At 65.8% G+C, this 17744-nt stretch carries 16 protein-coding genes and 1 pseudogene; 10 read left to right on the top strand and 7 right to left on the bottom strand.

Annotated features, from left to right (window positions below; all coding sequences use genetic code 11):
• Window positions 1-9: 9 nt before the first annotated feature.
• Both RMR04_RS10920 and RMR04_RS10915 read right to left on the bottom strand, forming a co-directional pair.
• The gene (locus RMR04_RS10920; protein WP_069692178.1) at window positions 10-327 is read right to left on the bottom strand and encodes an ArsR/SmtB family transcription factor; all 318 of its coding nucleotides are present in this window, start codon (window positions 325-327) and stop codon (window positions 10-12) included.
• A 106-nt stretch (window positions 328-433) separates the two neighbouring features.
• Complete coding sequence (locus RMR04_RS10915) at window positions 434-1576, bottom strand: alpha-D-ribose 1-methylphosphonate 5-triphosphate diphosphatase (protein WP_311914679.1); 1143 nt, start codon at window positions 1574-1576, stop codon at window positions 434-436.
• 227 nt (window positions 1577-1803) lie between these two features.
• Between RMR04_RS10915 and RMR04_RS10910 the strand changes: the two genes are divergently transcribed.
• Window positions 1804-2097, top strand: a complete 294-nt coding sequence (locus tag RMR04_RS10910; protein ID WP_310156362.1) for an Rdx family protein — start codon at window positions 1804-1806, stop codon at window positions 2095-2097.
• Between the two features lie 72 nt (window positions 2098-2169).
• Here the strand turns inward: RMR04_RS10910 and RMR04_RS10905 are convergent, their stop codons facing one another.
• From RMR04_RS10905 to RMR04_RS10885, 5 genes and pseudogenes are all read right to left on the bottom strand, one after another.
• Entirely contained in the window at window positions 2170-3156 is a 987-nt protein-coding gene (locus RMR04_RS10905) for a TRAP transporter substrate-binding protein (RefSeq protein ID WP_311914678.1), read from the bottom strand.
• The gene (locus RMR04_RS10900; RefSeq protein ID WP_311914677.1) at window positions 3156-5024 is read right to left on the bottom strand and encodes a TRAP transporter large permease; all 1869 of its coding nucleotides are present in this window, start codon (window positions 5022-5024) and stop codon (window positions 3156-3158) included. Before RMR04_RS10900 ends, RMR04_RS10905 begins: the two co-directional genes overlap by 1 nt.
• Before the next feature lie 471 nt (window positions 5025-5495).
• Window positions 5496-6722, bottom strand: a complete 1227-nt coding sequence (locus tag RMR04_RS10895) for a dipeptidase (protein WP_311914676.1) — start codon at window positions 6720-6722, stop codon at window positions 5496-5498.
• Between the two features lie 664 nt (window positions 6723-7386).
• Window positions 7387-7500 (bottom strand): annotated as a pseudogene (locus RMR04_RS10890) (IS5/IS1182 family transposase); the annotation flags it as partial.
• A 141-nt stretch (window positions 7501-7641) separates the two neighbouring features.
• Complete coding sequence (locus RMR04_RS10885; RefSeq protein WP_311914675.1) at window positions 7642-8586, bottom strand: LysR family transcriptional regulator; 945 nt, start codon at window positions 8584-8586, stop codon at window positions 7642-7644.
• A gap of 312 nt (window positions 8587-8898) precedes the next feature.
• On the opposite strand from RMR04_RS10885, the gene RMR04_RS10880 reads away from it, so the two are divergent.
• The 9 genes from RMR04_RS10880 (at window position 8899) to RMR04_RS10840 (ending at window position 17730) form a co-directional block, all read left to right on the top strand.
• Window positions 8899-10332, top strand: a complete 1434-nt coding sequence (locus tag RMR04_RS10880; protein ID WP_311914674.1) for an NAD-dependent succinate-semialdehyde dehydrogenase — start codon at window positions 8899-8901, stop codon at window positions 10330-10332.
• 41 nt (window positions 10333-10373) lie between these two features.
• Window positions 10374-11360 carry a dihydrodipicolinate synthase family protein gene (locus tag RMR04_RS10875; protein WP_311914673.1) on the top strand — a complete coding sequence of 329 codons (987 nt, stop codon included), beginning with the start codon at window positions 10374-10376 and terminating at the stop codon, window positions 11358-11360.
• 33 nt (window positions 11361-11393) lie between these two features.
• Window positions 11394-11945: a 3-hydroxyanthranilate 3,4-dioxygenase gene (locus RMR04_RS10870; RefSeq protein WP_311914672.1), complete on the top strand. Its 552-nt coding sequence runs from the start codon at window positions 11394-11396 to the stop codon at window positions 11943-11945.
• Between the two features lie 117 nt (window positions 11946-12062).
• Entirely contained in the window at window positions 12063-13229 is a 1167-nt protein-coding gene (locus tag RMR04_RS10865; RefSeq protein ID WP_311914671.1) for an ABC transporter substrate-binding protein, read from the top strand.
• Between the two features lie 16 nt (window positions 13230-13245).
• Window positions 13246-14160 (top strand): branched-chain amino acid ABC transporter permease, encoded by a 915-nt coding sequence (locus RMR04_RS10860; protein ID WP_311914670.1) that lies wholly within the window; start codon window positions 13246-13248, stop codon window positions 14158-14160.
• A gap of 25 nt (window positions 14161-14185) precedes the next feature.
• Window positions 14186-15169, top strand: coding sequence for a branched-chain amino acid ABC transporter permease (locus tag RMR04_RS10855; RefSeq protein ID WP_311915797.1), 984 nt, complete (start codon window positions 14186-14188; stop codon window positions 15167-15169).
• Window positions 15166-15918, top strand: coding sequence for an ABC transporter ATP-binding protein (locus tag RMR04_RS10850; protein ID WP_311914669.1), 753 nt, complete (start codon window positions 15166-15168; stop codon window positions 15916-15918). Before RMR04_RS10855 ends, RMR04_RS10850 begins: the two co-directional genes overlap by 4 nt.
• Window positions 15918-16619, top strand: coding sequence for an ABC transporter ATP-binding protein (locus RMR04_RS10845; RefSeq protein ID WP_311914668.1), 702 nt, complete (start codon window positions 15918-15920; stop codon window positions 16617-16619). Before RMR04_RS10850 ends, RMR04_RS10845 begins: the two co-directional genes overlap by 1 nt.
• Window positions 16606-17730 (top strand): alpha/beta hydrolase, encoded by a 1125-nt coding sequence (locus RMR04_RS10840; RefSeq protein WP_311914667.1) that lies wholly within the window; start codon window positions 16606-16608, stop codon window positions 17728-17730. The genes RMR04_RS10845 and RMR04_RS10840 overlap by 14 nt, the downstream gene beginning before the upstream one ends.
• Window positions 17731-17744 lie beyond the last annotated feature (14 nt).

Here is a 17744-nt window from a genome sequence, read left to right as displayed (position 1 = left end):
GCGGAGACATCAGGCCGCGTCCTGCTCGTTTGGGCCACAGCGGCTCTCGACGCAGCACTCGGCCACGAGGAACTGCAGCAACGCGTTCATCAGGTCGAAATTGGCCCGGCAGATCAGCGTGGTGCCGTCGCGCTCTTGGCTGACGAGTCCCACGATGATCAGCGTCTTGAGGTGATGCGACAGGGTCGATGCCGCGATCTCGAGCCGTTGCTGGCACTGGCCGACTGAGAGCCCGTCATGGCCGGCGCGGACCAGCAGGCGGAAGAGCGAGAGCCGGGTCGGATTGCCCAGGGCCTCGAGTCTGGCGGCGGCGTCTTGCGTGTTCATGCAACCACGATGCTCCAGGCTCGGCCGGCGGTCAATCCGTATTTCCGGAATTATGGAATAATACGATTTCCGCGCAGATGGCCCCGGGGCCGCGCGACCGACAGCGCTATGCCAGCACGCTCTGATCCGCGAGATGGACGAGCCTGCCGCCGGCGATCGTCGCGACAACGCGCGGCTGCGGCCCCTCCGCGACCAGGATAAGATCGGCGCGTTTGCCGGGCGCGATCACGCCGCGATCATGCAGCCCCAGCGCCTGCGCCGGCGCTTGCGAGACCAGCTTCCAGGCTTCCGTGAACACCGCCGCCCCCTTGCGCGCCAGAATGAACGGCGCCAGCGCCAGCGCCGGGTAATAATAGTCCGAGGCCAGGATCGTGCAGAGCCCCTGGCGCACCATGTCCTCGGCCCCGGGGCAGCCGAGATGCGAGCCGCCGCGCACGACATTGGGCGCGCCGAAGACGATCGCCTCGCCATGGGCGGCAGCCTCGCGCGCCGTTGCCACATCGATCGGGAATTCCGCGACGCGCACGCCGAGCGAGCGATACCAGGCCCGCATCTGCGGCGTCATGTCGTCGTGCGACAAGGTCGGCACGCCAGCCTCGAGCGCCGCCTGCGCCAGCCGCGAGACCGAGCCCGCGACCTCGTTGCGGCGGGAATAGACCGCCTCCGCCAGCCTCATGAAATCGGCCGAAGACAGCCCGGTACGTTCGACCATCTTGGCGACCTTGGACGCGCGGACGCCCTCCTTCAGCAGGCCTTCGGTATGGTCGTTGAAGGCGAGCACGCCGACCTTGCCCTTGGCGATCCAGTCGAGAATCTCGGCCTCGGCGTCGAGATTGAAGGTCTCGTGGCGCAGATGGAAGCGCGTATCCGCGCCAAGCTCGGGCGCAAGACGCGCCATCGCCTCGATCAGCGAGCGCGCATTGTCGGCACCGCGCAGGCCCGGCTCCCAGGACCAGGTTACGCCATGGAAGGCTGTCGTGATGCCGCTCGCCAGCATGGCGCGATCAGCATCGCGCAAGGCAAGATCGATGTCGAAGGACACGCCGGGACGCGGCATGATGTGGCGCTCGAAAGCGTCACCGTGGCAATCGACGAGCCCCGGCAGCACGAGCAGGCCGGAGGCATCGAGCCGTAAAGCACCGGCAGGAGCAGGCGCGCCCGGCTCCGCGATCCTGCCGCCCGCGACGACGATATCGGCCTCGACCAGCTCCTCCAGCAGCGCCCTGCCACCCGTGATCACGATCGACATCTCATTCCTCTCAGCCAGCGCGACGAATCGGCGTGAACACCTGCCGATGAAAGCGGTGCATGACGATGCGATGACGACGAGCCCCGGCCGGCAGAACGGCACCGTGCCGGCTTGCCCCGCGTCTCATATGCCGGCAAGAGGCTTGTGTCGGCGAGAGGCTTGCGCAAGAACCGCGCGCCCCGGTCGGCTTAACGGTTCACCGCCTGACCGCTACGGAGCGAAAGCCAATGACCGACGTGAAACCGCCCCGCATCGCCATCACCTATTGCACGCAGTGCAACTGGCTGCTGCGCTCGGCCTGGATGGCGCAGGAGCTGCTTCACACCTTCGGCCCTGATCTCGGCGAGGTCGCCTTGCGACCGGGCTCAGGCGGCAGCTTCCAGATCCATTACGACGACACGCTGATCTGGGACCGCGTCGCCGATGACGGCTTTCCCGACGTCAAGGCGCTGAAGCAGCGCGTCCGCGACCGGCTCGACCCCAGCCGCGACCTCGGCCATCTCGACCGGGCGGCGCAGTAAAGCGTTGCGCGAAAAGCTGGGTACCGGTTTTTCGCGGGAGCAATGCTCTCAATTTTTAGAAGCGATCACGCCTCACGCGCTCTTCGCTACCGCCTCGATCTTGTCGATGCCGCCGAGCTTGGGCGCAAACGAGATCCAGACCTTGCGCGCGCCCTCCTCCCAGGCTGGCCGGTCCTGCGGCTGCACGACCTTGCCGCCTTCCGCCGCAGCCTTCGCCATCGAGGCCTCCTCGTCGGCAATGATCAGATCGTCGAAATAGCCAACGCCCTCAGTGGCGGCGGCCGACAGCGCCGCCTTGTCTTCGGCTGAAAGTCCCTTCCAGAACGCGGCCGAGACATAGATCACGCCCGAGGCCCAGATATGGCCGGTCTCGATCAGATAGGGCACGACCTCGTGCAGCTTGAAGCCGACATAGGCCGATTTGGTCAGGTCCATGCAATCGACCACGCCGGTCTTCAGCGCGTTGTAGGTCTCGGGGATCGGGATCGGCGTCGGGTAGGCGCCGAGCCCCGACCAGAGCTCCGTGTGCAGCGGGCTCTGGATCACGCGGATGCGCTTGCCCTTGATGCCTGCGGGCGTAGTGATCGGCTCCTTGGCCAGGAGATGGCGTGCGCCGTAATTGATGAAGCCGAGCACGACGAAGCCCTGCCCCTCGAACTTGCCCTTGAGCTCGTCGCCAAGCGGTCCCGCCAGCACACGCTTGAGATGGCCCCGGTCGCGGAACAGGAAGGGTAGATCGAGGATCTGGCTGTCGGGAACCCAGCCCGACAAGGCCGAGATCGTCGAGAGCGAGGCCTGGACCGAACCAAGCCGGACGCCCTCGGCGACCTCCTTCTCGCCGCCCAGCGCAGCATTGCCGACGATGCGCAGATCGAAGCGGCCGGGTGCGGTCCGGTTCAGGATCTCGGCGATCTTCCGCCAGACCCTGGTCTCAGGCTTGTCCTCGCCGAAGAGCGAGGCGACCGTCACGGGCCGGCCGGCGGCATGGGCCGTGCGGGTGGACAGCAGCGCGGGCGCGGCCAACAGGCTAGCCGTGATCTCGCGGCGGGTCGGCGACATCAGAACAACTCCTTGAAGGATGGTGGAAGCGAGGGCCAGGCGGCCGCCCCCAGGCACAGCACGGCAAGCGCGACCAGAAGCGTCGCCAGCAGCGGCAAGACCGCCCGGAAGACGGCACCTGCCGGAACCCGAGTGATGCCGCTGACGACATAGACCAGGATGCCCAGCGGCGGGGTCAGGCCATGGATCATCAGGTTGACCACGAGGATGACGCCGAACTGGATCGGATCGAGCCCGGCCGAGATCGCAACGGGCAGGAGCAGCGGCGCCAGCAGCAGGATCGCCGCGCCGATATCGAGGAAAAGCCCGGCCACCAGCAAGACGAGATTGGCGAGCAGCATCACCGCATAGGGGCCGCCGCCAAGCGCCGTCACCAGCCCCGCCATCTGGTCTGAAACCCGATCGACCGCGAGCAGGAAGGCGAAGGGCGCCGACGCACCGATCAGCATGCCCACGGCCGCTGCTTCCGTCGCCGATTTGCGCAAGGCGCCGAAGACCGTGCCGATATTCAAGCTGCGCAGCGCCAGACAGGCGACGAGCGCATAGGCCACCGCCAGCGCCGAGGCCTCGGTGACGGTGACGACACCGAAGCGGATACCGACCACGACGACGACGCCGAGCCCGATCGCCGGCAGCGCGCCGATGAAGCTCTTCGCCCTCTCCTGCCCGCTGGCCTTGGGCGCAGCATCGACCACCTCGCGCACGCTGAGATGGATGCCGATCGCCAACGCCAGCGCCAGGACCCCGCCGGCGATGAAGCCGCCGACCAGAAGCGAGCCGACCGACAGATTGGTCGCGGTCGCCAGGATCAGGAAGGCGATCGAGGGCGGGATGATGTTGTCGAGCATCGAGACGCCGGCCACGATCGCCGCCGCATGGGCCGGCGGGTAACCGCGCGCGATGAGGGCCGGCGCCATCACCTTGGCGCCGAAGGCGGCGTTGGCCACCGAGGAGCCTGACGCGCCTGAAAACAGCACGCTGGACATCAGCGTCGTCTGCGCAAGCCCCGCCCGCCAATGCCCGACCAGCGAGGCGGCGAAGCGCACCAGCCGCTCGGCCAATCCTCCCGCCGTCAGCAACTCGCCGGCGAGCAGGAAGAACGGAATCGCCAGCAGCAGGAATTTCGAGACGCCCGAGACCGTGTTCTGGACGATGGCCGGCTCGGGCAACAGCCCGCCGAAGGCGCCGCTGAGCGAAACGCCGGCAAGCAGCGCATAGGGCAGCGGCGCGCCCAGGATTAAACCGAGCCCGGCGAGCGAGGCCGCGACCAGACTCGGCGTTTCCACGAAAAATCCCGTGACGCTCTGCGCCGCCAGATAAAAGCCGATGCCGAGAAGCAGCGAGGCCAGGGCCGCCGGCCAGGAACTGTCCAGCGCGGCTCGCCACAGCACGACGACAACGGTCAGCCCGCCACCGAGCGCAAAGGCGGCGAAGCGCAAGCTTTCCGGCAGGCCGAGAACAGTCGAGCTGCCGCCGACGAGCGCCACGACGCTGGCCCCGCCGAAGGCGAGCACGAGCGAGCCATGGACCGCGACCGCATCGGCAAAAACCGAAGCCAGGCGCTGCGCTCCGACGGGCAGCAGGCGCACGATCACGTCGAGCCGCATCGCCAGCGCGCTCGTCGCGGCCAATGGCGCGCCAACGGCAACCAGCGCCACGTTCAGCCAGATCGCCAATTCGTCGGACCAGACGAATCCACCGCCAAACACATAGCGGCGCAGCACGGCTGCCATCACCACGGCGAAGAGCACCGCGAGGATGATGGCTCCCAGCCATTCCAGCCCGGTCACAAGGCAAGACAGCCCGCGCTCGGCCTGGCGGCGCAGCGACGGCTTCAGCGGCAATGATGAAGAAGCAAGGCTCGTCATGGTGCTAACGCAGTGGCGAGAATGCGTGCGGACGCAAGAGGCGGCCGCGCATTCCTAGAAAACCGGGTGGAGCTGCGGCGCAAAATCCTGGCCCGCGCAGCGCCGCATCAATCGTGCGGCAGAGATGTTCACCAGCATTGTCACACCGCGCGCCCGGGAGCTTGCGAAGGCCGCCCCATATCAAAAACTGGAGGCACCTTAGGGAGAAAGCCAGGCGGGTCCAGAGGCGCGGCTCAAAAACGATAAATCTCTGGAGAATCGACCATTTCGAGAAAATCGATCCGAAAGCAGAGCGGGAATGGCGGTCAATTCTCTTGCCGCCTTGCCACGGCTCGGACATGCCGGGAGTTCTCGCGCGAGCGAATCCCGGGGCGGCCTTGTCCAGGTTCACCCGAACGATGCTTTGGAATATGGCTACCAGTGCGCATGCCCGTAAGGCCATACCTTTATAGACACAGTGAGCGCGGCGCCTCAGGTTTTGAGACACATCTGAGCCACGCGTAGATAGTTCCCGCCGAGGATGTCGGCGGTCTCTTCGGGCGTGAACCGCATGAGCAGATGGGCGGCTAAATCTGGTAGTGCTGTGTAGTCCGGCAGGGCACTCGGACCGACCAAGCCCATCATGTCCGACCCCAACCCGACATGCGCCGGACCAACGACGTCCGCCATGCGCGCGATGCCGTCCGACAACGCCGCCAAGTCTGGAAACACGCTCGCCGGCGGCCAGATGCAGATGACGCCGCCTGTTCCTGCCACGATCCGGGCATGGTCGGGAGTGATGCGACGGGTGCGGATCGCAGGCTTCGTCGTGAGCGAGGTGTGGGAGAGGATGAGGGGCTTGCGCGCCACTTCCGCCGCTCGGCGCACGAGAGCCTCAGTCCCGTGCGCGACGTCCACGATGACGCCGAGCGCCTCGCAGCGTCGGATCACCTCGGCTCCGAAGGCCGTGAGGCCGCCATGCACGGGTGGCTCGGTCTGGATGTCCCCGAGGGCGTTCACCCGGTAGTGCGTAAGTTGCAGATGGCGCAGGGCGGCGCGGCGGTAAGCCTCGTCCAGAGGGCCGAGATCGCCTTCCAGGAAGTCCGCGCCCTCCGCCGCAACGAGGACCGCCGGGGTATCGGCGCGGGCCATGGCGAGATCGGCGCCGGTCCGGACGATGCGCAAACCCTGGTCGCGTATCAGAGCGTGGAGGCGTGCGAAGCCGCGCTCGGCATATGCCGCAAGCTCGCCGGGTTCGGGCTCGCGGAAAGCTTTGATCCGTCCCTCGGGCGTAACCCGGTGCGTGGGGGAATCGGAGACGATTGCTAGGCAGGTAACGGCGAGCCCCCCGAGGCGCATCGGCTCTGCGAGAGGCGTGAAGGGCGCGTGCCCCCCCTGTTGGCGCATGCGGAGGATGCCGCCGGCGTGGCTGTGGCAGTCAATCGTCGGGCGCACGGCGAGGAAGGCGGCGGCCTCCGTGCGCCGAGCCGCGCTCACCCCGTCAGACGGTGGTGCCTGCGCACTCGCCGCGACCGGCAGACAGAGGAGCGAGGCAGCCGCGACGAGCCCACGACGGGACAGGCCGAAGCGCGGCCTCTGCGCCGGGCTGGGAACAACGGCAGCCTCATCGAGCCTGTAGTGCCAGCCGCAGGGATCATCACGCAGGCGATGAAGCACGCCCCGCAGCACGACCTCCCGGCCATTGAGGGGAACCGGCATGACCGCGACCACCTCAATGCAGGTCGTGGGATCGCTCGGCAGACATCCGCGACAACAGACTGGTTCGGGCGTGAGCAGGCAGTACGGCGCCTCGAATGCCTCCATTGCCGTTACGGGCCAGCCGGCGACAGTAACGGGGGTTCCATCGTATCGGTCGGCCGATCCGTCGAGGAGCGCTGTCCAGGGCAGGTGCGCGCCTGAGCCACATGCAGAAGGGTCAAGCATCGACATGGCTCAGAGGACCTGTTCGAACAAAGGAAGGCGACGCAACAGGCAGGCGATGGCCCAACTCGCGACGATCGCAACTGTGAAGGTGATCGTCCCCTTTAGGAGTGCGCTGGCCTAAACCGAGAGCAGACCGTACTGCACCCACGTCACGACGGGGTGGTGCAGCAGGTCGATGGCGAAACTGTGGTTATCCCAGGTCCGCGAATGCCGGCTGCCCAGGAGGATGAGTTCTGCTTGTCCGTAGCCACCCCTCGGGGCCTCTAGGCGGGGCGTTCAGGTGGTATCCGAGTTGTATCTGGCGCTTGGAGCAGGCGCCGCAGATACCACCCCGACATGCGTATCGTATTGCACGTAAGGCGAAATTCGAAGGAGAGAGTGGAGCGGGCGGAGAGAATCGAACCCTCGTATTCAGCTTGGAAGGCTGCGATTTGCCCATTTACGTCGCTAGAGCGGCAAGAGCGATGGCTGCGAGGACATTGACAGCGAGTCTGTCGTATCGTGTTGCGATGCGCTTCCATGTCTTGAGCTTGCCGCATAGAAACTCGACAGCCGGCAGCGATACCGGCTGTATCGCATTTGGCTACGTCTTATGCATGTGCCGCGTTCAGCCAAAAATCCATTTGGCTGACCCGTTCAGCTCTCCCAAACCTGCTCTTGATAAGGCCGGGTTGTTCCGAGACTGTCTTGATGTCTATCGAGTCTGCTGAACACCCGGCTCGCCAGACGTGCCCCAGTCCAAATCGCCAACTCGGCGGATACAGCTGCGCAAGATGGCCTCGAATGCGAGTACGGCTGGCGAAGGCGAACGACCGCTGGGACGGATCATGACGACATCGCGCGCGATCGTCGGCTCGACCAACGGGCGCGTGGCAATCGGTCGGCCCGAGGTCATGGCCAGCGCATAAGTCGGTAGAACTGCAACACCGAGATCCGCCTCGACCAACGCCAAGGCCGTCGTGATCTGCGAGACCTCGTAGAGCGGGCGAAGTGGAACCTCCGCAGTCTCGTAGCCGACCTCCACCAGCAGCCTGATGCCACTGTCCCTGGTCAAGGTGATGAGCGGCTGCTCGGCCAGGTCAGCCCATGGCAGCGAGGTGCGAGCGGCGAAAGGATGCGCACTGGCGCAGAAAAGCATGAGGCTGTCCCGCGTGAGCGGCATCCGTTCAATGCCATCCTCAATGGCGGAGAAGGTCCCCAGGCCGCAATCCGCCCGCCCAAGCCTCACCTCTTCGACGATCTTGTCGGTCCGGGCATCTATGATTGCGACTTCGATGCCCGGATGGCGCTGGCGGAGTTCCACGATGGCCGAAGGCAGCAGGATGGCCGCGAGCAAAGGCGGGGCTGCGACGACGATCCGGCCGCGCCGCCTCTCCGCAAGGTTGTTGGCGTTGCGCACGGCAAGATCGAGATCATGCATGATCTTAGCCGACGCGCCCTGAAATTCGCGCCCTCCCTCGGTCAATTCGACACGCCGCGTCGTCCGGTCGAACAGCCGGATGCCGAGCTCGCGCTCCAGTTCGCGGACCAGCTGCGAGAGGGCGGGCTGCGCCATGTGGAGCCGCTCGGCAGCCTTGGTGAAGGTGCCGCACTCGGCCACGGAGAGAAAAGACTGAATCTGGCGAAGTGAAATGGCCATCGCCGATTTATAATCAAACCATCTGAATTAATACAAATATGTAGAATTGCCCTATACCCCCCGGTCAATGCGATGATCCAGCTCAAGGGCAGAGGTCGCGCATCCGGCGAGACGAACCCGGGAGACGGCCGGGCTTGCATAACCCAACGGCAAACGGCGCCGACAACGCCAGCTTCCCATGCCCGGAGCAGGCCCTGCCGCAGGTCAATTGCGCTGCGCGTCACAGATTTCGAAGTTGACGCGGAGCGGCACCACCACCTCGCCGGCTGCAAATGCCGCCCCCGCGCTCGCTCCGTCCATTCAAGGTAACTCATGAACCGCTACCCAGATCTCCTCATGTATATCGGCGGCGCCTGGAAGAGCGCATCGAACGGGCAGCCGGTTCTGAACCCGGCGGATGAAAGCGTGATCGGCGAGGTTCCGACCGCTTCGCGGTCGGATCTGGACGCAGCGCTCGCCGCCTCCGCCGATGGGTTCAAGGTCTGGAGCCGGACATCGCCGCGCCAGCGCTCCGACATCATCCTCAAAGCAGCCGCCCTCATGCGCGAGCGGATCGAGGAGATCGCCTATTCGATTACCCTCGAACATGGAAAGCCAATCGGCCAGGCCCGGCTGGAAGTCATCAGGGGCTGCGAGTTCTTCGAGTGGGATGCCGCCGAGGGCCAGCGCACCTATGGGCGCCTCATTCCAAGCGAGCCCGGCATCAAATACATCGTGATGCACCAGCCGATCGGGATGGTGGCGGCGTTCTCGCCGTGGAATTTTCCGATGAGCCAGCCCTCGCGCAAGATCGCGGGCGCTCTCGCTGCCGGCTGCTCGATCATCATCAAGGCCGCCGAGGAGACGCCCGCCGGCGCGATCCATATCGCCCGGGCCTTCCACGATGCCGGCCTGCCGCCTGGCGTGTTGAACCTCGTCTTCGGCATCCCGTCGGAGATATCGGACTACCTGATCCCCCAGGAGCAGACACGCCTCATCGCCTTCACCGGCTCCACGGCCGTCGGCAAGCACCTGACCGGCCTGGCCGCGCAGCATATGAAGCCCGTGCTGATGGAGCTTGGCGGCCATGCCCCCGTCATCGTCTGCGACGATGTCGATCCGGTGGCGGCCGCCATTTCGTCCGCTGTCCGGAAATCGCGCAATGCAGGCCAGGTCTGCACCTCGCCGACACGCTTCTTCGTTCATGACAGCATCTACGAGACCTTCGCCAGGACCTTCGCCGAGAAGGCGCGCTCGGTGGCGATCGGCAACGGCCTCGACCCGTCGACGGAGATGGGGCCTCTGGCGAACTCCCGCCGCATCGATGCGCTGGAAATGCTCGTCGCCGATGCCAGAGCTAAGGGAGCGCGCGTTCTGGCGGGCGGAGAGCGCCTCGGAAGCCGCGGCTATTTCTTCCCGGTCACCGTCATCGCCGATCTCCCGGACGACGCACGCGCCATGCGCGAAGAGCCTTTCGGGCCGATGGCGCTGATCAACCCGGTGTCGTCCCTCGACGAGGCCATCGAGAAAGCCAACTCCCTCCCCTTCGGGCTCGCCGCCTATGCCTTCACGCATTCGGCAAGCAATGCGGACCGGCTGGCGGAGGGCATCGAGGCCGGCAACCTGTCGATCAACACCCTGGAGGCGTCGGTCGCAGAGACGCCCTTCGGCGGCGTCAAGGACAGCGGCTATGGCCGCGAGGGCGGGGCCGAAGGGCTTTCGCACTACACGGTCATCAAGAACGTCTCTCACCGCATGAGCATCTAGCTGCGGTGCCCGACCGGCTCAGCTTCAGGAGGAGCATCGGCATGAAATACGCGAAGAAGGACGCCAAGGCCTACGCCCGCGCCCATATGAGGGGCATCTGGGCTGCCGCGCTGACGCCGTTCAATCCGGATCTCGCGATCGACGAGGACGGCTTCCGAGCGAACCTCCGGCACTGGACGGAGGACCTCGGGATCGACGGCCTGTTCATCGCCGGCAAGCAGGGCGAGTTCTTCTCCATGTCGATCGAGGAGCGCAAGCGCAGCTTCGAACTCGCTGTCGCGGCAACGGAAGGCCGGGGCGCGACGATCATGTCCTGTTCCGACCAGAACATGGATGTCGTCATCGATCTCGCCCGGCATGCGCAGAAGATCGGCGCCGACTACATCGTCGTACATGCGCCGATCCTGCATTTCTTCAAGGCGCAGGACGAGACCATCTACGAATACTACCGGACGATCGCGGAGAAGGTCGATATCGGCATCGCGCTCTGGAGCCATCCCGACAGCGGCTATCTGCTGTCGCCGCAGCTCTGCAACCGCCTGGCGGACATCGAGAACGTCGTCGCGATCAAGTACTCCGTGCCGCGCCAGATGTATGCCGAGCTCACCAAGCTCGCCGGCGACCGCATCCTGGTGAGCACGGCGTCCGAAGAGGAATGGCTCGACAACATCCTTGAGCTCGGCTGGCAGCTCTATCTCTGCTCCTCACCACCCTATCTGCTCCAGACCGCGCAGGATCGCAGGATGCGCGAATACACCGACCTCGCCTTCCGCGGCGAGGCCGCGAAGGCGCGCGCCGTCCGCGACAGCCTGAACCCGGTGAGGGAGGCGCTGCGCGGCACGCGGCCGGCCGAGAAGCCTCACGCCCACCAGAAGTACTGGCAGGAGCTGCTCGGACAGGTCGGAGGCCGCGTCAGGCCGCCGATGCTGGAGCTGACGGATGGCGAGAAGGCCGCCACGCGCGCGGCTTTCGAGGCCTGCGGCCTGACACTCAAGGCAGACGATGCACCATTGGCCAAAGTCGGCTGAGCCGACGGCTGACAACAGGGGAAAGGTGGAACCATGGCGACGGAAGGACGGCTGAAGGCCTTCAATTTTGCGAAATGGATCGAGGAGCATCAGCATCTGCTCAAGCCGCCGGTCGGCAATCAGCAGATCTGGACGGACTCGGACTTGATGGTGACCGTGGTGGGGGGCCCCAATCAGCGGACCGACTATCACGACGACCCCGTCGAGGAGTTCTTCTACCAGATCAAGGGCGACATGATGCTCAAGGTCGTCGACGACGGAGAGCACTATGAGGTGACGATCCGGGAGGGTGAGATCTTCCTGCTGCCGCCGCATGTGCGGCATTCGCCGCAGCGCCCGCAGGAGGGATCGATCGGCCTCGTCATCGAGCCGAAGCGGCCCGATGGCTGGCTCGATGCTTTCGAATGGTACTGCTTCGACTGCAAGAAGCTGGTGCATCGCGTCGAGCTCGATCTCGTCAGCATCGTTGACGACCTGCCGCCGCTGTACAGGGCATTCTACGGCAATGAGAAGGCTCGCACCTGTTCGCATTGCGGGACTGTGCACCCCGGCAAAGAACCGCCCGCCGGGTGGGTCTGCCTTTAGAGGCTTGCGGGGCGGTCGTCGCACGATCGCCCCGTAGGATTTCGCTCGGGAAGCGCCGGGACATAACAGGCGCCCCTCAATTCTCAGAGGCATGAACGCACGCAACTGGAGCTCATCATGAAACGTCGCACACTGCTATTGGGCCTCGCGGCCTCGGCCTTGCTGGCCGGGGGCGGCCACGCCCAGCAGCCTGTCAAGATCGGCATGGTCACCACGCTGTCGGGTCCAGGCGGCTATCTCGGCCAGGACATCCGCGACGGCTTCAAGCTCGCCATCGACATGGCAGGCGGAAAGCTCGGCGGCGTCCCCGTCGAACTCGTCGTCGAAGACGATGGCCTGAAGCCCGGTCAGGGCAAGCAGATCGCGGAGCGCATGCTCAAGAGCGACGGGATCAAGATCCTCACCGGCATCGTCTTCTCGAACGTGGCCGGCGCCACCGTGCCCGACATTGTCGATTCCGGCGCGCTCTATGTCAGCCCCAATGCCGGCCCGTCCAACCTCGCCGGCAAGGAGTGCCACGAGAACTATTTCGTCGTGTCCTGGCAGAACGACAGCCTGCACGAGAGTGCCGGCCAGAACGCCACCAACCTCGGCTACAAGAAAGCCTTCGTCCTGGCCGCCAACTACCAGGCCGGCAAGGACGCCGTCGCGGGCTTCAAGCGGCTGTTCAAAGGCGAGGTCGTCGGAGAGGTCTACACCCGTCTCGACCAGACCGATTTCGCCGCCGAGATGGCGCAGATCCGTGCCGCCAATCCCGATGTCGTCTACCAGTTCAACCCCGGCGGTCTCGGCATCGCCTTCCTGCGCCAATACCAGCAGGCGGGGCTGACGGCCAAGATCCCCATGGTCGTGGCGGCGCCCTCGCTCGATGCCGTCACGCTCGCCGCGGTCGGCGACGCAGCGCTCGGCCTGAACGTCTCGAGCCACTGGAATGCGGACTTCGACAATCCGGCGAACAGGGCTTTCATGGCCGCCTGGACCAAGGCGTATAACCGCCCCGCGACTTACTACGCCAGCCAAGGCTACGACACGGCGCTAGCCATCGCCTCCGCGCTCAAGGCCACGAGCGGCAAGGTCGATGTGCCGGCCCTGCGCAAGGCCCTCGTCAAGGCCGATTTCGCATCCGTGCGCGGAGCCTTCAAATTCGGCCCCAACCAGCATCCCGTTCAGGATTGGTACGGGCTGCGGGTCGAGAAGGACGCCGATGGCAAGCTGGCGCTCAAGACCGTCAGCAAGATCCTGACGAACCATGGCGACGCCTATTCGGCGCTGTGCAAGCTCTGATCGGGTCCAGGCGCCCATGACGCTGATCCTCGAACAACTGCTCAACGGCCTGCAGTTCGGCGTGATGCTGTTCCTGCTCGCCGCAGGGTTGACGCTCATCTTCGGCATCATGGGCGTGATCAACCTCGCGCATGGGTCGCTCTACATGGTGGGCGCCTATGCCGGGGCCTTCGTCGCGGACAAGACCGGCTCGCTGCTGCTTGCTGTACCGGCCGGGCTTGCGGCCGCAGCGCTGGCGGGCATGACGATCGAATTTCTGATCCTGCGACGGCTCTACGGCCGCGATCACCTCGACCAGGTGCTCGCGACCTTCGCGCTCATCCTGATCTTCAACCAGTCGGTGACGATCCTGTTCGGCAGGCAGCCGCTCTTCGTGGCGATGCCACCGGCGCTGAACGGCTCTGTCGAGCTTCTGCCGGGCCTGATCTATCCGCTTTACCGCCTCATGGTCATCGCGGTCGGCCTTGCTGTCGCGCTCGGGCTTTATCTCCTGATCAACCGCACGCGGGTCGGCATGCTGGTGCGGGCGGGCGCGACGCATCGCGAGATGGTGCGGGCGCTCGGCGTCGATATCCGCCTGCTCTACACCGCCGTTTTCGGGCTTGGCGCGCTGCTCGCGGGACTGGCCGGGCTGATGGCCGGGCCGATCCTCGCCGTCCAGGTCGGCATGGGGGAGCAGATCCTGATCATGACGTTCGTCGTCGTGGTGATCGGCGGCGTCGGATCGATCCGCGGCGCCTTCTTCGGCGCGCTGATCGTGGGCCTGGTCGATACCAGCCTGCGCGCCTTCCTGCCCGGCCTGCTGCGCCAGATCATGACCGGCCCGGAAGCCGACGCGCTCGGCGCCGGCCTCTCCTCGATGGGAATCTATCTGCTCATGGCCCTGGTGCTGCTCGTCCGTCCCAGGGGGCTGTTCCCCGCCAATGTCTGACCAGACCGTGCCCCGACCAGCCCCGATGACACCGGCCTATGGCTGGCTTCTGGCCGTCGCCGCGATCGGCCTCGTGCTGGCCGCCCTGCCCTTCGTCATGCAGGCCATCGGCCAGCCCTCGCTGGTGCCGCTGGCGACGCGCGTGCTGATCTATGCCATCGCCGCAGCCAGCCTCAATCTGGCGCTGGGCTTCGGCGGGATGGTCAGCTTCGGCCACGCAGCCTTCTTCGGCATAGGCGGTTACGTCGTCGGCATCCTCAATCAGAGCTTCGTCGGCGACACCATGCTCTTCGGGCTGATCCCCGGCACCAACCAGCTCCTTGTCACGATCCCGGCGGCCATGCTGGTGGCTGGGCTGCTGGCGCTCATCATCGGCGCGCTCTCGCTGCGCACCAGTGGCGTGCAGTTCATCATGATCACGCTCGCCTTTGCGCAGATGCTGTTCTTCTTCTTCGTCTCGCTGAAGGCCTATGGCGGCGATGACGGCCTGATCATCCGCCGCCGCAATGTCCTGTTCGACCTCGACACCCGCAACGACACGACCTTCTATTACATCTGCCTCGTGGCGACGGCAGCCACCTTTGGGCTGCTGTGGCGCATCGTCGGCTCGCGCTTCGGTATGGTTCTCGCCGGTATCCGCCAGAACGAGCGGCGTATGGCGGCGATCGGCATCGCGCCCTACTCCCACAAGCTCATGGCCTTCGTCATGTCCGGGATGGGCTCCGGGCTTGCCGGCGCGTTGATGGCGAACTACCTGCGCTTCGTCAGCCCCGACATGCTGCATTGGACCAAGTCCGGCGAACTGATGATCATGGTCATCCTCGGCGGAGTCGGCACGCTGCTGGGGCCGCTGCTTGGGGCCGCCGCGCTCGTCGTCCTGGAAACCGTACTCACCGCCTGGACCGAGCATTGGCAGCTTGTCCTTGGCCCGATCTTGCTGATGATCGTGCTGTTCACCCAAGGCGGACTCAACGCGCTGATCGGCCGCCTGCGGAGGCCGGGACGATGACGCGGGTCCTGCTCTCCATCCGCAACCTGCGCAAACGCTTCGGTGGACTGGTCGCGACCGACGCGGTCGATCTCGACGTCGTCGAAGGCGAGATTCACGCGCTGATCGGCCCCAATGGCGCCGGCAAGACCACGCTGATCACGCAGCTCTTCGGCGAACTCTCCCAGGACGAGGGCGAAATCCGGCTCGACGGCGAGGATATAGGCCGCCTGACGACACCACAGCGCGTCCGTCGCGGTCTTGCGCGCACCTTCCAGATCACCCAGTTGCTGCCGGACTTCTCGATGCTCGAGAATGTTGCGCTCGCCGTGCAGACACATGAAGGGCACAGCTTCCGGTTCTTCGCCGATGCCCGAGGAGACGAGGGCCTGCGCGCCCGTGCCCGGGAGCATCTGGCGGCAGCAGGTCTGGCGGCCCGCGCCGAGGTCAAGGTCGCCGATCTCTCCCATGGCGAGCAGAAGCAGCTCGAATTGGCAGTAGCCCTCGCCCGTGAGCCGCGCCTGCTCCTGCTCGACGAGCCGATGGCCGGTCTCGGTCACGCCGAAAGCGAGGAGATGGTCGCGATGCTGTCGAGCCTGAAGGGGCACGTCACCATGCTCTTGGTCGAGCACGACATGGATGCCGTCTTCGCGCTCGCGGACCGGATTTCGGTCCTGGTCTATGGCCGCATTATCGCCACCGGCACGGCCGACGAGATCCGCGACAACCCGGATGTCCGCGTCGCCTATCTCGGCGAGGGAGACGCCTGATGCTCAGCGTCCGCAACCTGCAATCGGCCTATGGTGCGAGCCAGGTTCTCTTCGACGTCGCGCTCGACATCGAAGAGGGCGAGGTCGTGACGCTGCTCGGCCGCAACGGCATGGGCAAGACTACGACGATCCGCTCGATCATGGGCCTGCTCTCGCCGAAAGCCGGTGAAGTGCGCTTCGACGGCCGCATGGTGCAAGGCATCGCCCCGGAGAAGATCGCCCGCTGCGGCATCGGCCTTGTGCCGGAAGGCCGTCTGGTCTTCCCCACTCTGACCGTGCGCGAGAACCTCGTTGCCACAGCGTCGAACCGGCTCAAGCGTTCGTCGCCATGGACGCTTGAGCGGGTCTACGGCCTGTTCCCACGGCTTCAGGAGCGCGCCGGCCAATCGGCCCGCACCCTGTCCGGCGGCGAGCAGCAGATGCTGGCCGTGGGCCGGGCGCTGATGACCAATCCCAGGCTCCTCATTCTCGACGAGGCGACGGAAGGGCTTGCCCCCGTGATCCGCGCCGAGATCTGGTCCTGCATCGAGACGTTGAAATCGCAGGGACAATCGATCCTGCTGATCGACAAGAACATCAATGTCCTCAAGCGTATCGCCGACCGGCACTACATCCTCGAAAAGGGCCGTACCGTCTGGTCGGGCGACAGCGCCGATCTGGCCGCAAACGCAGAGTTGGTGCATCGTTATGTCGGCGTCTGAAACAGCTGCGACGGAGATCGTCGCCACGACATCCCAGACCGATCCGGTCGAGGCGTTGCGCGATGCGTTATCGGCTATCCTCGACGGGCTGATAGCGGCCGGCTGCGGTCCCCACCATCTGCTCTCGATGACATGGGAAGCCGGCGAGCCTGCGGCCTTCCATCTCTCGCGCCACGCGGTCGAGCTCGCCTATCGCGAGGTCTTCGCGGGCTTCCGGCCGCCGATCCGCCTGCTGCCGGGATCAGCGCCTGGACTGACGATCCGGGCTCACCACGCCGCGCCAGCGCCGCCGCCGGATCTTCGCGTCGATGGCTACACGCTGCGCGAGCTCGGCCGCCAGTACAGCCCGCGGCTTCAGGCCGACATGAAGGCGCTGTTCCGGCAATGGAGCCGCGACGGCGAGGCGTTCCGCGCGCTGCATCGCGGAACCGATCTCGCCTATGGCCCGGCGCGCTTCGAGACGCTCGATCTCTATATCCCGCAAGGCGTGCCGCGCCCGCCGGTCTGGGTCTTCGTCCATGGCGGCTACTGGCAGGCCTCCGACAAGGTTCAGCACGCCCAATTCGCGCAAGGCATGCTCGATGCCGGCTTCGCCGTCGCCATGCCGAATTATGGCCTCTCCCCACAGGTCGCGCTGGAGCAGAGTACGGCACAGATCGTAGCAGTGCTGAATTTCCTGGTTGGCGAGGCCGAAGCGCTCGGCATCGACGCCTCGCGACTGCACCTGTCCGGGCACTCCGCCGGCGGCCATCTTGCCGCGATGGCGCTGGTGGATTCCGACGCGCCGCCGATCGCTTCCGCCCTGCTGCTGTCGGGGCTCTACGACCTGAAGCCGCTCGGCCATCTGCCGCTCGGCCGCCTGCTCGGCCTCGACGACACGGCCCGCGCCGAAAGGCTCAGCCCCCTCCGCCTTCCCCGTCCGGCCAGAACGCGGTTGGCCCTGGCCGTCGGCGACGCCGAGAGCGACGCATTCAAGGCCCAGTCAGTGGCTCTGGCCTCGGCCTGGTTGGCATCCTCGCCCCTGATCTGCCCAGGCCATCATTTCAGCCTGCTCGACGGGCTGAACGGAGGTCCCCTGCTCGATCTCGCCCTCAGGACCGCGGCCGCCTGATCATGTCATCTTCG

Source organism: Bosea sp. 685 (assembly GCF_031884435.1).
Classification (GTDB): Bacteria; Pseudomonadota; Alphaproteobacteria; order Rhizobiales; family Beijerinckiaceae; genus Allobosea.
This window is presented reverse-complemented; position numbering and strand designations above follow the sequence as displayed.

Coding starts and splice junctions, on each gene's coding strand:
- RMR04_RS10920 (WP_069692178.1), bottom strand. CDS start 327: ATGAACACGCAAGACGCCGCCGCCAGACTCGAGGCCCTGGGCAATCCG.
- RMR04_RS10915 (WP_311914679.1), bottom strand. CDS start 1,576: ATGTCGATCGTGATCACGGGTGGCAGGGCGCTGCTGGAGGAGCTGGTC.
- RMR04_RS10910 (WP_310156362.1), top strand. CDS start 1,804: ATGACCGACGTGAAACCGCCCCGCATCGCCATCACCTATTGCACGCAG.
- RMR04_RS10905 (WP_311914678.1), bottom strand. CDS start 3,156: ATGTCGCCGACCCGCCGCGAGATCACGGCTAGCCTGTTGGCCGCGCCC.
- RMR04_RS10900 (WP_311914677.1), bottom strand. CDS start 5,024: ATGACGAGCCTTGCTTCTTCATCATTGCCGCTGAAGCCGTCGCTGCGC.
- RMR04_RS10895 (WP_311914676.1), bottom strand. CDS start 6,722: ATGCCGGTTCCCCTCAATGGCCGGGAGGTCGTGCTGCGGGGCGTGCTT.
- RMR04_RS10885 (WP_311914675.1), bottom strand. CDS start 8,586: ATGGCCATTTCACTTCGCCAGATTCAGTCTTTTCTCTCCGTGGCCGAG.
- RMR04_RS10880 (WP_311914674.1), top strand. CDS start 8,899: ATGAACCGCTACCCAGATCTCCTCATGTATATCGGCGGCGCCTGGAAG.
- RMR04_RS10875 (WP_311914673.1), top strand. CDS start 10,374: ATGAAATACGCGAAGAAGGACGCCAAGGCCTACGCCCGCGCCCATATG.
- RMR04_RS10870 (WP_311914672.1), top strand. CDS start 11,394: ATGGCGACGGAAGGACGGCTGAAGGCCTTCAATTTTGCGAAATGGATC.
- RMR04_RS10865 (WP_311914671.1), top strand. CDS start 12,063: ATGAAACGTCGCACACTGCTATTGGGCCTCGCGGCCTCGGCCTTGCTG.
- RMR04_RS10860 (WP_311914670.1), top strand. CDS start 13,246: ATGACGCTGATCCTCGAACAACTGCTCAACGGCCTGCAGTTCGGCGTG.
- RMR04_RS10855 (WP_311915797.1), top strand. CDS start 14,186: ATGACACCGGCCTATGGCTGGCTTCTGGCCGTCGCCGCGATCGGCCTC.
- RMR04_RS10850 (WP_311914669.1), top strand. CDS start 15,166: ATGACGCGGGTCCTGCTCTCCATCCGCAACCTGCGCAAACGCTTCGGT.
- RMR04_RS10845 (WP_311914668.1), top strand. CDS start 15,918: ATGCTCAGCGTCCGCAACCTGCAATCGGCCTATGGTGCGAGCCAGGTT.
- RMR04_RS10840 (WP_311914667.1), top strand. CDS start 16,606: ATGTCGGCGTCTGAAACAGCTGCGACGGAGATCGTCGCCACGACATCC.